Consider the following 12,357-nt stretch of genomic DNA (forward strand, 5'->3'; position numbering starts at 1 on the left):
GCGGGGCGGTCACGGCGTCAGCTCATCAGCAGCAGCCGGGTGTTCGGCACCAGCTTCCGGTTCACGCTGGTGCTCTGCACGAAGATCGTGAACTCGTCGTTCTGGTCAGGCTTGACCCGGACCTCGGCGTCCGGCAGCCCCAGCAGGGCGCGCGCCGCCGGCCCCGTGTACACCCGGTCGGTCTTCTTCTCCAGAACGGCGATCTGCTTGCGCGCCTGGACCTTTTCCGACTTGCTCAGCTGGTAATAGGCGCCACCGGTACGGTACGTGTGCCCGCATTCGACGACCCATTCGCGGATCCCCGCATCACGGGACACCGGAATGAGCTGATACTGCGTCTGGTCGGCGGGAGTGAGCCCGGCCGCCTTGATGGTTTCCTTGTTGACCGCGTCGGCGCCCGTGGAGAACACCGCACGGGAACCCCGGATTCCCTTGGTGCGCCCCACCATGAATTTCTCGGTGGCCTCCTGGATGACCTGTCCGGCCTCCTCCAGGCCGCGCGTGCTCGTGGCGTCCCAGAGGGCGATGTTGTCCTTCGGGAACCCGCACCGCATGGCCTCCCGCCTGCCCATCTGGTCCGGCACGAGCACGGCCAGGGTCCAGTTGTCCTGCTGCGTCCCGATCATCGTCGCCAGGGCGTCCACCAGGGCCCGCGGATCCTGGGAAGGGGCGTCCGGGCAGCGGTGACTGGCGTTCTCCTGGCCGTCGGTGAGCACGAACGTGAGGAAGCTGTGGTCGCCGTACAGCTGCGCCGTCTGCGCCAGCTCCCCCTGGGACTTCAGCGTCGCGGCCAGCAGGGAGGTCATTCCGCCGACCCGGTACAGCTGCTTCAGGGACGGCATGCGCAGCACGTCCTTGTCGTAGATGACGCATTCCACCGCATTGGCGAAGACGTACACCGTCACACGGGTTTCCTGGTCGAGTTCCTGCGACCGGCGGGCCAGATAGGCGATCTGCTGGTCGGCGACTTCGACGACCTTGTCGCTGAGGTGCGACATGGACGAACTGGCGTCCAGTACAAGGGCGACGTGATTGATGTAGTTCTGGTTTCCGGACATGGCCGCTCCCCCTTTTTCGAACCGATGCCCAGATCCTCGCACCCGCCACTGACAATGGGCCCGCACCGGCCCCGGCCGCCGGGGGAACGCCCCGTCAGAACGGGGCCAGGAGAGGCGAAACGTTACCTCTGTGGCATCCGGGTGAACGGCCGTTCCCATCGGGGGCCCGGGGCGGTTGGACCGGCCGACGCGCATACCGACCGCGCGTCGTTTCACCGGATCCTTAGGGGAGTCATGCGTATTCGTTCCGCCGTCACCGCTTCCGTCCTGGCCGCCGGCATCCTCCTGGGCGGGGCCGGCGCCGCCCTGGCCAACGAGGGGGTCGACATCGACTACTTCTCCGGCGGTCACAAGGCCTTCTCCTCGAACTGCTCCTCGTTCGCCGCGGTGCCGCACAACCTCCCGTCGTTCGCCGGCCCGGTCTACAGCTCGAGCTGTGCCAAGGAGGGCGAGAAGGAGTGGCTCAAGGGTAGCCACCTGGGCGCCTGAGCCCGGGACGACTCCGCACCGCGGGGGCGGGCCGACACCGACGTCGGTCCGCCCCCGCGGCGTTCCCGCACCCGGTCGCGCATTGTCACGATCATGCAACAAGGGTCAATTGAATGTGTTCAAAACCCTGGAGTGCGGGCCTACTCTGTCCCCTCCGCACCAGGGGAGGACTCCATGTCCGAGAACGCCGACAACAGGGCCGAGCAGGCGAAACAGCCCGAACAGCACAACCCGTGGGGGCCCGCACCGGCACCGCCCGCCCCTCCCGCCCCCGGCCTGCCCGGGTACGACCCGGCCGCCTGGCTGGTTCACCAGCAGCAACTCCGGCAGCGCAGGGCCATGGAGGCCGCCGCCGCGAGGGCGGAGAACTCCATGTGGCACCGGATCCGGCCCGCCGAGGCCGCCCCGATCCCCACCGTCACCCTGGTGGCCGTGCTCGCCGCCGGACTCGCCGCCGCCGCGCTCCTCGGCGACGGAGTCGGCCCCGGCCTGCTCCTCGCCGCGCTGCCCGCGATGGCCGCCGCGTACGTCTCGGCCCGGGCGGCGGGCCGCAAGGCCCGCCCCTGGACCCTGCTGTGGGCGGCCGGCTGCGTGGCCCTGCTCGCCGTGCCGGCCCTGCGCGACTCCGCCTGGCCGTCCACGCTCGCGGTCCTGGCGGCCGTGCTGCTCGCCGCCCTGGCCCTGCACGGAACCCGCAGGTGGCCCGGCGTCCTGCTGGCCCCCATCGGCTTCCTCGGCAGCGCCGTCGCCGGCGTCGGCTGGGCCTGGGCCGGCATACGGGCACGCGGCGGCGGGGCGGCCCGGGACCGCTGGGTGCCCGTGGCCAAGGCGGCCGTGGTGGCGGCGGTCCTGCTGGGGGTCTTCGGCGCGCTGTTCGCCTCCGCCGACGCCGCCTTCGCCGATCTGCTCGGCGGCCTGGTCCCCGACGTCTCCGTGGGGGAGGGGCCGCTGCGGGCCCTGCTCTTCCTGGCCGGCACCCTCCTCGCCGTCGCCACCGCCCGCACCGCGGCCGCCCCGCACCGCTGGGACCGGATGAAGTCCCGCCCAGGCGAGGCGCGTTCCCGGCTGGAGTGGAGCCTGCCGCTGATCCTGCTCAATCTGCTCTTCGCCGGCTTCAACGCGGTCCAGCTGGCCGTCCTGTTCGGCGGCTACGACAAGGTGCTGGAGAGCACCGGGCTCTCGCACGCCGAGTACGCGCGCCAGGGGTTCTGGCAGCTCCTGTGGGCCACCGTCTTCGTCCTCGTGGTCATCGCCCTCGCCCTGCGCTGGGCGCCCCGGAGCACACCCGGCGACCGCCGCCTGGTCCGGGCGGTGCTGGGCACCCTGTGCCTGCTGACGCTGGTCGTGGTGGCCTCCGCCGTACGCCGCATGGACCTGTACGTCGACGCGTACGGACTGACCAGGCTGCGGCTGTCCGTGGTCACGATGGAGCTGTGGCTGGGCCTGGTCATCGTGCTGCTGATGGCGGCCGGAGCGGCCGGCGGCCGCTGGCTGGCCCGTGCGGTGGCGGGCAGCGCGGCGGCGGCCGTCCTCGCCTTCGGGCTGCTCTCACCCGACGCGATCATCGCGGAGAGCAACGTCACCCGGTACCAGCAGGACGGCAAGATCGACCTCGCCTACCTCCGCGACCTGTCCGCGGACGCCGCCCCCGCCCTGGACCGGCTGCCCGAACCCCGGCGCTCCTGCGCCCTGATGGGCATCCGGGACGAGCTCCGCCAGGCCGGCGACCTTCCCTGGTACGCCACCAGCCTCGGCCGGCACCGGGCCCGCGAGATCCTGCGCGAGCGGCCGGTGACGGTGGACCGCGCCGAGTGCGTCCGCCTCGGCGCGTACGGCAGCCGCTCCGAGTAGGCCGGCCCCGGCCGGACGAGGCGCGCACGGAGCACGCCCCGTCACCGGAGGGCGGTGAAGCGGGCGGCCTGTCCGCCGTGGAGGCGGCCGGGGGGCAGGCGGCGGCCGAAGGCGAGCAGGACGAGGTCCTGGGCGGCTCCGTAGACGGGGGTCCCGGCGCCGTAGGACCAGTCCGTGTCCTCGGCGCACAGCCGCACGCCCCGCAGGTCGACGCCGAAGAACCTCAGGCCGCTGGGCCGGACGTCCTCGAGCAGCACGCGCAGCCGGTCCTCGGGGACCCGCCGGTCGATCCCGAGGGCGGCGGTGACGTCCAGCCCGTGCACCACGTCGTGCCCGAGCGCGGCCCGGAAGCCCCCGACCGGCGGCTTCCACGGATGGCCGGCGTTGTCCCGCACGAACGCGCAGAGCTCGCCCACGGAGTGGGCGGCGGCGTCCCTGCGGGCCACGCGGTCCGTCATGCGGTGCAGGTTGCCCCCGGCCCTGACCAGCTCGCCCAGTGTGGCGGGCAGCGACAGCCGGAACCCCATGGACATGTGCGCGACGACCTCACGGACCCGCCACCCCGCGCACAGGCTGGGCGCGTCCCAGGCCTCGGCCGGCAGGCCCTCGAAGAGATCGGCCAACTCCCGCCGCTCCGCCGCGATGGCGGCCCTGACGTCGATCGCCCCGCCCGTGAACTCGCCCTGTCGGCCGGTCTGTTCCGTATCCCTCTTCATGCTGATCAAGTGTGCTGGCCGGGCGGCCGCGACTCCAATAGAGGTTCCTGCTCCCGTCCAGTACCAGCGGTTATGGGGCCGTGCGGCGCGGTCCCCCCGCTGGGTCGGAATCCCGGACGGTGTGACGGCGGGGCTGCCGGAACGTCCCTCCGGGTGAAGGGCGCACGCACCCGGACCGCTGAGCCCGCGGGTGCGCTCGGCGGAGTCAGCGGAAGACCACCGCCGACGCGGCCCACTGGGCCGTGGTGGTGCCCGTGGCCGCGCAGGTCTGGGCCGCCGGTACCACCCGGTAGGCGGTGGTGAGCCGGTAGGACGAGAGCTGGAGCATCGGCAGCGGCGTCCACTCGGCGGTGAAGACCGGCGCGGACCCGGTGTTGGTGCCGACCGCGCCCACCATCAGGTCACCGGCGGCGCAGTCCAGCCGGATCGAGCCGGTGCTGAAGGCCGTCCCGCCGTTATCCCCGTGGGCCTCGGCGGAGCCCACGGCCGCGCTGATGCCGCGGAACTCGTCCACGGCGATGTGGTACTTGCTCGCGTGCGGGTACGTGGCGTGCAGGGAGTCGGCCGTGCCGAGCGGGTGCGCCCCGAAGGCGGCCAGGACCAGCGTGCGGTGGCGAGCGGTGTCGGTCTCGTCGCCCACGATGCGGAACGTGTCCCCCTGCGTGTCGGTGACCGCGACCGGGCCGGGACAGGAGCCGGTCAGCATGACGGTGACCACCAGCGCGTCCCCCTCGGTGACCGGGGACAGCACGGGCAGCACCACGTCGGAGCCGGAGAGGATCTCCTGCCCGGAGGTGACCCGGCCCACCCAGGAGGGCGGTTCCTTCGCCGTACCGGCCCCTCCCGCGGCCGGAGCCCGCAAGGACGGGTGCGGGTTCGCGGTGGGCGGCGGGCAGGGCTGCTCCGCCACGGGGAACCCGGCCTTGGCCCCGGCCGGGGCGCCCCCGCCCAGCGCCAGCACCGCCCCCGCCCCGATGCCGGCCCCCAGCAGGAGGGTCGCCACATGGGCGGCGAGCCGCTGCCGCCAGGGCCACCACCGCGCCCCCGGCCGCCGGCCCGGCCCAGGGGCGGCAGGCTGCACGGCGGCCTGAGCACCGGCCCCGCCGGCCCCACCCCCCACTCCGGAACCGGCCACACCGACCGGCCCGATCGCACCACCGGGCCAACCCGAACCAGCCGCGCCGCCCGCAGCGCTCGGCCGGCCGGGCCCGCCCGCTCCACCCGCACCGACGGCTTCGCCGCGCCCGCCCGTACTGCCGGGCGCGCCCGGTCCAGCCGCACTGCCCGACCCGGCCGTACCGGCGCCTTCGCCCGCCCCGCCCGGCTCCTGGGGCCCGGTCGGTGGCCGCTCGGCCTCCCGGGCCAGGCGCAACCGGGTCCAGTGCGCCTTCCATTGCGGCAGTGCCGCCTCCGCCACACCCAGCGCCCGCAGCAGCCCCGCCACCCGGTCCCACGGCGGCAGCCCCGGCCGGTCCGTCCGCAGCGCGTGCGCGATGGTGGACCGGGGCAGCCCCGAGCGCCGCTGCAACTCCCGCAGGGACAGCCCCTCCACCGCCTTGAGCGCCCGTAACTCCCCGATGAACTCCGCGACCGATTCCGGCCGCCCCGGCGCCCGCTCTCCCGCCTGCTCTTCCCGCGTCGTCATGCGTCCCCCGCTCCGTCCCCCTGGACCGGCCCGTCCCGAGGTGTCCCACGGCGGCCGGCTGGCCGGATCCTACGAGGCCGCGGCCCGGCCGGGGAACGGCTCCACCGGCCAACTCCGCCGCGCCGGGCGGCCCGTCCCGTCCCGAGCCGTCCAGGGTTGTCCCAGCACGTCGAAGGGGCTTGTCGGACACCGGCGCCGCTGCCGATGGTTGGCCCCGTCGCCGGACCCGGAGGACGGGCCCGGCAGTCGAGTCCCGACAGGAGACAGTCATGAAGCTCGCTCTCGGTCGCCGTGGCGCCATGGCCGCGACGGTCGCGGCCCTCACCGCCGGCGCGCTGGCCACGGGGATCACCACCGCCTCCGCCACCAGCGGATGGACCCGCCTGAGCACCTCGCACGGCGTGGGCGTCTACTCGTACCACTCCGGGTCGTCCTCCAAGGTCACCGCGGACCTGTTCAACGGGGACTACGTCGACGTCGTGTGCTGGAAGCGCGGTGACAACATCAACAACCAGGGCAACGTCTGGTACTGGATCGACAACGAGTGGCACGTCAACGGCGGGTACTACAACCAGGCCGGCTGGGTGTACGCGCCCTACGTGGACGACTCCAACGCCTGGCGCACCGGCCTCACCGAGTGCAGCTTCGGCTGATCCGGCCCCGCGGGCGGCGGGCGGGACCGGCGCAACCGGCCCCGCCGCCCCTGCCGTCCGGGCTAGGCCGCGTCCTTCTGACGCAGGGAGGTGCGGACGCCGGTGACGACCACGGCGATCAGGCACAGGGCGATGATGCTCTCGGCCCACAGGAAGGCGAACCAGTCCAGCACGCAGCCGATCGGCGGTGTGCCCGGGGCGGTGTTGCGGAAGGCCGAGAGGGCGAACAGGGTGGCGGCCATCCAGGCGAGGGCGGGCCAGACCAGGCCCTCGCCCCGCGTCATCAGGTACCAGGTGCCGATGATCACGGACGCCGCCAGCGCCCACATCACCACCATCATGAACCCGACGAAGACCAGCAGACTGCCCGACCGGGCCACGGACAGCCCGAGGACAGCCTCCTGCCGGGCGGTCAGGGGTTCGGCGGTGACCGAGAACAGCGTGTCGTTGTTGGAGAACAGGATCCGTACCGGTACCTGCCTGCCGTCCATGACGGCGCGGAACTCGATGTCGGTCTTGTAGGTGTCGAACGGGTAGTCGCCGATCGAGCCGCCGGTGAGGGCGACCTGGACGTCCCTGGGCGTGAGCCGCTCGTGCGCCTTGAACGCCAGGTCGCCGAGGGTCGCCGCCGAGGTCTGCAGGCCCAGGCCGGCCACGGGGGCGGTGCCGTCCTCCTCGCCGAGGGCCCCGCGCGGGACGACCCGGACCCGGAGCACCAGCTCCCGGCCCGCGGCGTCGACGCGCTGGACGGTGGCCTCCACGTCCACCCGGTCCGCGGCGGTGGACCCGGCGGTGCGGACCCTGTCGCCGGCCTGCCGCTCGGAGAACTGCAGCCACGACCCTACGGCCACCGCCGCCACGATCAGGACCGCGATCGGGATCAGGACGGGGAGGAGCCACGTCCCGGAGCGGCGCGGGGGAGGAGGGTCCCAGGTGGCACTCATCGTGACTCCGGCGGCAGGAGGAGCGGAACAGGTTCGTCCGGCCAGCGAAACCTTTCGGCGGCCCCGCCGCCACCCGGGCGGCCCGGGCGGCCATCCCGCCGCCCCTTCCATCGCGCCACCCGGGCCGGGCCGCCGTGCCCCGCACGGGGAAGCCCCGCCCCGCCAGGGAAAACGATGCATGGACCACACATCTGATCGGTTACTCCTGTGCCGGCTGGGGCCCCGGCGCACCCGAGGTATCCACACAAGAGCCGCGATCCGGCCGATTCCCCCCTTCAGGCCCCGTCGCAACTTCGGAACGATGAGCTCCGCGACTCCCGGGCCACCGCTGCGAGCGGTGGCTTCCTGGCTGCCGAAACTAGAGGGGAAACACGCATGTCACCGCGCAGGATCCTGGCGATGATGACCGCGACCGCCGCGCTGGTCGCCGGCCCGGTACTTTCCGCCCATGCCTCCGCCTCACCCCAGAGCGCCTTCTCCGAGCAGGCCCGCGCCGCCGGGCTGACCGCCGCCCAGGCGGCCGGGCTCCAGCGGCGGGCCGACGCCGTCCTCGCGTCCGACCCGCGGGCGCGCCAGATCTCCGCGAACAAGCTCGCCATCGCCGGCGGCGAACTCGTCCTCAAGGCCCCGGGCCAGACCGAGACCCGCGACCTCGCCGCCCCCGGCCAGGCACTGGCCTGCGCCAGCGGCCACCTGTGCATCAGGGACGGCCAGGGCAGCAACTACGACTACTACTACTGCGGCTACTACGACTTCAACGGGATCGGCGACGGCACGTTCAACAACAACCAGAGCACGGGCACCCGGGCCCGCTTCTACAACCAGAACGGCAGCGAGCGCTGGTCGAACGTGGCCAAGGACACCGGCACGGCCTCCTGGACCCCGGTCTACCACATCCGCCCCTGCTGACCCCTCCCCGAGCCGCCGCCCGGCGCCCCGCCCCCACCGGCGCGGGCCCGGGCGGCAGCGGCGCGCGCCCGCGCGGGCGGCGCGTTTCAGCGCGGGATCACCCAGTCCGGCATCCAGGTCCCTGCGGTGTCCCGCCCGCCCGCCGCTCCGGCGAGATGGGCGCGCAGGGCCGCCAGCCCCGGGTGGGGGTTGTCGCGGCGCCAGAGCAGCGCGTGCGGGTAGACCGGTGTCGGATCGGTCACCGGGATGCGGCGCAGACCGTGGCCGGCCGGCCAGACGAGCCGGGTCCGTTCGCTCATGAACGTGGCCAGGGCCGGGGTGTCGGCGATGGTGTCGAGGAGCGCGTCGGAGCCGAAATTGGGGCCCGTCGCCTCGATGGTGAGGCCGAAAGCGGCGACCAGGTCGTCGTAGTAGGCGGTCCACTCGGTGCCGGGGACCACGCCGGGCATCCAGATCCGGTGCCCGGCCAGCTGGGCGACGGTCACCGACCTGGCGCCCGCCAGGGCGTGGGCGGGCCCGGTGAGCAGCTGGAGCGGCTCGTCCAGCACCCGTACGGCTTCGACGTCCGCCGGAAGGGGGCGGCCGGGCGCGGTCACGGCGCGGAAGGACGCGTCGATCGCCCCGGAGCGGATGGCGGACACGGCCGCATCGATCTCGAACAGCATTACCACGTCGAGCTCGACCTCGGGATGGGCGCGGTGGAACTCGCGCATCAGCCCCGTCGCCGCGCCCCGCGAGTTGATCACGTCGACCCGCAGCGGACGGTGGCCGGTGCTGACGGACGCCACCGCCCGCTCGGCGGTGCGCAGCAGCTCCCGGGCGTGCGGGAGGAAGGCCTGCCCGTCGATGGTGAGCTCGGCGCCGCGCGGCGTGCGGGTGAACAGCCGCACGCCGAGAGCACGCTCCAGGGCGGCGATGCGCTTGGAGACGGCCTGCTGGGTGACCGCCAGCTCGGCCGCGGCCTCCTGGAAGCGCCCCGCGTCGGCGGCGGCGACGAAGGTCCGTACGGCGTCGAGGTCCATGCCCTCAGCCTAGGTCCACAACCAGGGGTTGTGACCAGTCGGCCTCCCGGTTGTTTGATCCGCCGGTGCGAAGCCCGCTTTGATGCTCCGGAACGCCGATCGGTTGTGGTCGGTTGCAGCGGTCGCAGTCGGCTGTACGGGCAGGGGCAGGAGTGTCGGGGATGGGAAGTGGGCGGCTGCGGGGATTTCCGCGGGGTCACGGGCCGGGGAAGCCGTTCGGGTGGTTCTGGGGGGCGTACGGGGCCAGTGCGCTCGGGACCTGGCTCGCCTTCGGGGCCTTCCCCCTGATCGCCGTCCGGGTGCTGCACGCCGGGCCGGCCGAGGTGGCCGCGCTCTCGTCCGCCGGGGCCGCGGCGGGCGCGGCCGCGGCGGTGCCGCTGGGCCCGTGGGTGGAGTTCCGGCGCAAGCGGCCCGTGCTGATCGCGACGGACCTGGTGCGGTGCGCGGCACTGCTGACGGTGCCGGCCGCGTTCGTGCTCGGCGCGCTCACCTTCGTCCAGCTGCTGCTGGTCTCCGTCGTCGTCGCGGCGGCCGACATCACCTTCCGCGCCGCCTCCGGCGCCTACCTGAAGTCCCTGCTGCCGGCGCAGGACCTGCTCGCCGCCAACGCCCGGCTGGAGTCCACCTCCTGGACGACCACGATCATCGGGCCGCCGCTGGGCGGCGCCCTGACCGGGCTGCTCGGTCCGGTGGCGACGGTGGCGGCCGACGCGGCGAGCTACCTGCTGTCGGCCCTGGGCATCCGGGCGACGGGCCGGCACGAACCGCCGCCGCCCCGCCGCCCGGAGACCGGGCTCCCGCCGACCGGTGGCCTCCTCGAAGGCTGGCGGTTCGTCCTCGCCGACGCGGGCCTGCGTCCGCTGTTCCTCAACACCGCCCTGTTCAACGGCCTGGTGATGGCCACCTCGCCGCTGCTGACCGTCCTGATGCTCGGCCGGCTCGGATTCGAGCCCTGGCAGTACGGTCTCGCCTTCGCCCTGCCCTCGGTCGCCGGGCTCATCGGCTCGCGGCTGGCCCGGCCGCTGGTCACCCGGTACGGGCGGCACCGGGTCCTGACGGTGTCCGGATCCCTGCGCGCCCTCTGGTCCGTCGGCCTGGCATTCGTGGGGCCGGGCACCGGGGGGCTGCTGCTGGTGATGGGCGTCGAGCTCGGGCTGATCCTGTGCTGCGGGGTCTTCAACCCCGTCTGCGCCACCTACCGGCTCGAACGCACCCCGTCCGACCGCGTCGCCCGCACGCTCTCCGCCTGGTCGGTGACGACGAAGGCCGCCACCGCCCTCCTGACGGCCGGCTGGGGCGCCCTGGGCACCCTCCTGGGCCCCCGCCAGGCCCTCGCCCTGGCCGGTGTCCTCCTCCTCACCACCCCGCTGCTGCTCCCGCGCTCCCCCGCTCCGGCTGCGGACCCGGGACCGGACGCCTCACCCGGGAACGGTGAACCTGACGCGGCGCCCCGCCCCGACGGCGCCAGCCCGGAGCGGGGCGCCGCCTCATCCGGGTGAAGCCGGAGCGGTTTCCTACGTGGGGAGTTGTTCGGCGGCGCGGGCGATGTTGCGGGCCATGCCGCCGAAGACCACCGCGTGGAAGGGGCTGACCGACCACCAGTACAGGTGGCCGAGCAGCCCGCGCGGGTGGAAGAGGGCGCGCTGGCGGTAGCGCGAGCGGCCCGCGTGCTGCGGGTCGGGTTCGGCGTACATCTCCAGCCAGGCCAGCCCGGGTACCCGCATCTCCGCGCGCAGCCGCAGCAGCCGGCCCGGCTCGATCTCCTCGACCCGCCAGAAGTCCAGGGCGTCGCCCACCCGCAGCCGGCCGGCGTCCCGGCGGCCCCGGCGGATGCCGGCGCCCCCCGCCAGCCGGTCCAGCCAGCCGCGTACCGCCCAGGCGAGCGGGAAGGAGTACCAGCCGTGTTCCCCTCCGATGCCCTCCACCACCCGCCACAGGACCCCCGGCGGGGCCGCCACCGGGGCGGTGCGGTGGTCGGTGTACAGGCTGCCGCCCGCCCAGTCCGGGTCGGTGGGCAGGGGGTCGCTGGGTGCGCCGGGCAGGGAGGCGTTGGACCAGCGGGTGCTCACCCGCGCCTCGCGGACCCGCTGCAGGGCCAGGACCAGGGCCTGGTCGAAGGGGAGCGGGCCGCCCGGCGGATCCGGCACCCAGCGGGTGATGTCGTGCTCCGCGCACACCACTTCGTGGCGCAGCGACTCGGCCAGCGGCCGGGCCAGCGCCCGGGGCACGGGCGTGACCAGGCCGATCCAGAGGCTGGACAGACCAGGGCTGAGCATGGGCACGCGCAGGATGCGCCGGTGCGGGAGTCCGGCGACCTCGGCGTAACGGTGCATCATCTGCTCGTACGTCAGGACGTCGGGCCCGCCGATGTCGAAGGTCCGGCTCACCCCGGGCGGCATCGCGGCGCTCCCGACGAGGTAGCGCAGCACGTCGCGCACGGCGATGGGCTGCACCCGGGTGCCCACCCAGCTCGGCGTGATCATGACCGGCAGCCGTTCCGTCAGGTAGCGCAGCATCTCGAACGAGGCCGAGCCCGACCCGATGACCACGGCCGCCCGCAGCACCGTGCAGGGGACGCCGGACGCCAGCAGCACGGCGCCCACCTCGGCCCGGGAACGCAGGTGCGGGGAGAGCTCTTCGGGGGGCGGCCCGGACGGGGTGAGGCCGCCCAGGTAGACGATGCGCCGTACGCCGGCCAGCCGGGCCCGCTCGCCGAACAGGCGGGCGGCGACCCGGTCGCGCTCCTCGAAACCGGGCCCGCCGCCGAGGGCGTGCACCAGGTAGTAGGCGACGGCCACCCCGCCCAGCGCCCCGTCCAGCGAGTCCCCGTCGGTGACGTCACCGCGCACCACCTCGACGCGGCCGGCCCAGGGATGGTCGCGCAGCCGTTCCGGGGAGCGGGCCAGCGCCCGGACCCGGTAGCCGGCGTCGAGGAGTTCGGGCACCAGGCGGCCGCCGATGTAGCCGGTGGCACCGGTGACCAGGCACAGGTCGCCGGCCGGCTCCGTTCCCGTGGGCTGCGTACCCGCCGGGCTCGTCCCCTTGACCGTCATGGACTCGCTCCCGTCCC

11 protein-coding genes are annotated in these 12,357 nt (G+C 74.2%); 5 read left to right on the plus strand and 6 right to left on the minus strand.

Annotation, left to right across the window (positions count from 1 at the left end):
* Window positions 1-17: 17 nt before the first annotated feature.
* Complete coding sequence (locus tag B4U46_RS32320) at window positions 18-1,058, minus strand: vWA domain-containing protein (RefSeq protein WP_079431140.1); 1,041 nt, start codon at window positions 1,056-1,058, stop codon at window positions 18-20.
* A 234-nt stretch (window positions 1,059-1,292) separates the two neighbouring features.
* On the opposite strand from B4U46_RS32320, the gene B4U46_RS32325 reads away from it, so the two are divergent.
* Window positions 1,293-1,547, plus strand: coding sequence for a hypothetical protein (locus tag B4U46_RS32325; protein ID WP_237293206.1), 255 nt, complete (start codon window positions 1,293-1,295; stop codon window positions 1,545-1,547).
* A 174-nt stretch (window positions 1,548-1,721) separates the two neighbouring features.
* Window positions 1,722-3,398: a DUF4173 domain-containing protein gene (locus B4U46_RS32330; RefSeq protein ID WP_398907880.1), complete on the plus strand. Its 1,677-nt coding sequence runs from the start codon at window positions 1,722-1,724 to the stop codon at window positions 3,396-3,398.
* Between the two features lie 41 nt (window positions 3,399-3,439).
* Here B4U46_RS32330 and B4U46_RS32335 read toward each other — a convergent pair whose 3' ends face one another.
* On the minus strand, window positions 3,440-4,114 hold the full coding sequence (locus B4U46_RS32335) for a maleylpyruvate isomerase family mycothiol-dependent enzyme (protein ID WP_079431143.1): 675 nt from the start codon (window positions 4,112-4,114) through the stop codon (window positions 3,440-3,442).
* A gap of 205 nt (window positions 4,115-4,319) precedes the next feature.
* Window positions 4,320-5,759, minus strand: coding sequence for a helix-turn-helix domain-containing protein (locus tag B4U46_RS36895; RefSeq protein WP_107438366.1), 1,440 nt, complete (start codon window positions 5,757-5,759; stop codon window positions 4,320-4,322).
* 269 nt (window positions 5,760-6,028) lie between these two features.
* Here B4U46_RS36895 and B4U46_RS32345 point away from each other — a divergent pair, with 269 nt between their 5' ends.
* Complete coding sequence (locus B4U46_RS32345) at window positions 6,029-6,412, plus strand: hypothetical protein (protein WP_079431145.1); 384 nt, start codon at window positions 6,029-6,031, stop codon at window positions 6,410-6,412.
* A gap of 62 nt (window positions 6,413-6,474) precedes the next feature.
* Here the strand turns inward: B4U46_RS32345 and B4U46_RS32350 are convergent, their stop codons facing one another.
* Window positions 6,475-7,356: a DUF4436 family protein gene (locus B4U46_RS32350; protein ID WP_079431146.1), complete on the minus strand. Its 882-nt coding sequence runs from the start codon at window positions 7,354-7,356 to the stop codon at window positions 6,475-6,477.
* A 375-nt stretch (window positions 7,357-7,731) separates the two neighbouring features.
* Between B4U46_RS32350 and B4U46_RS32355 the strand changes: the two genes are divergently transcribed.
* Window positions 7,732-8,265, plus strand: coding sequence for a hypothetical protein (locus B4U46_RS32355; protein WP_079431147.1), 534 nt, complete (start codon window positions 7,732-7,734; stop codon window positions 8,263-8,265).
* Window positions 8,266-8,351: 86 nt separating this feature from the next.
* Here the strand turns inward: B4U46_RS32355 and B4U46_RS32360 are convergent, their stop codons facing one another.
* Complete coding sequence (locus B4U46_RS32360; RefSeq protein WP_079431148.1) at window positions 8,352-9,287, minus strand: LysR family transcriptional regulator; 936 nt, start codon at window positions 9,285-9,287, stop codon at window positions 8,352-8,354.
* A 161-nt stretch (window positions 9,288-9,448) separates the two neighbouring features.
* On the opposite strand from B4U46_RS32360, the gene B4U46_RS32365 reads away from it, so the two are divergent.
* Window positions 9,449-10,786 (plus strand): MFS transporter, encoded by a 1,338-nt coding sequence (locus B4U46_RS32365; protein WP_079431149.1) that lies wholly within the window; start codon window positions 9,449-9,451, stop codon window positions 10,784-10,786.
* 15 nt (window positions 10,787-10,801) lie between these two features.
* Here the strand turns inward: B4U46_RS32365 and B4U46_RS32370 are convergent, their stop codons facing one another.
* Window positions 10,802-12,340 carry an SDR family oxidoreductase gene (locus tag B4U46_RS32370; RefSeq protein ID WP_079431150.1) on the minus strand — a complete coding sequence of 513 codons (1,539 nt, stop codon included), beginning with the start codon at window positions 12,338-12,340 and terminating at the stop codon, window positions 10,802-10,804.
* Between the last annotated feature and the right edge of the window lie 17 nt (window positions 12,341-12,357).

This window comes from Streptomyces katrae (assembly GCF_002028425.1).
GTDB classification, from domain to species: domain Bacteria; phylum Actinomycetota; class Actinomycetes; order Streptomycetales; family Streptomycetaceae; genus Streptomyces; species Streptomyces katrae_A.

What these genes read in the sequence shown, in the direction of transcription:
- B4U46_RS32320 (WP_079431140.1), bottom strand. Translation starts at nt 1,058, where the DNA reads ATGTCCGGAAACCAGAACTACATCAATCACGTCGCCCTTGTACTGGAC.
- B4U46_RS32325 (WP_237293206.1), top strand. Translation starts at nt 1,293, where the DNA reads ATGCGTATTCGTTCCGCCGTCACCGCTTCCGTCCTGGCCGCCGGCATC.
- B4U46_RS32330 (WP_398907880.1), top strand. Translation starts at nt 1,722, where the DNA reads ATGTCCGAGAACGCCGACAACAGGGCCGAGCAGGCGAAACAGCCCGAA.
- B4U46_RS32335 (WP_079431143.1), bottom strand. Translation starts at nt 4,114, where the DNA reads ATGAAGAGGGATACGGAACAGACCGGCCGACAGGGCGAGTTCACGGGC.
- B4U46_RS36895 (WP_107438366.1), bottom strand. Translation starts at nt 5,759, where the DNA reads ATGACGACGCGGGAAGAGCAGGCGGGAGAGCGGGCGCCGGGGCGGCCG.
- B4U46_RS32345 (WP_079431145.1), top strand. Translation starts at nt 6,029, where the DNA reads ATGAAGCTCGCTCTCGGTCGCCGTGGCGCCATGGCCGCGACGGTCGCG.
- B4U46_RS32350 (WP_079431146.1), bottom strand. Translation starts at nt 7,356, where the DNA reads ATGAGTGCCACCTGGGACCCTCCTCCCCCGCGCCGCTCCGGGACGTGG.
- B4U46_RS32355 (WP_079431147.1), top strand. Translation starts at nt 7,732, where the DNA reads ATGTCACCGCGCAGGATCCTGGCGATGATGACCGCGACCGCCGCGCTG.
- B4U46_RS32360 (WP_079431148.1), bottom strand. Translation starts at nt 9,287, where the DNA reads ATGGACCTCGACGCCGTACGGACCTTCGTCGCCGCCGCCGACGCGGGG.
- B4U46_RS32365 (WP_079431149.1), top strand. Translation starts at nt 9,449, where the DNA reads ATGGGAAGTGGGCGGCTGCGGGGATTTCCGCGGGGTCACGGGCCGGGG.
- B4U46_RS32370 (WP_079431150.1), bottom strand. Translation starts at nt 12,340, where the DNA reads ATGACGGTCAAGGGGACGAGCCCGGCGGGTACGCAGCCCACGGGAACG.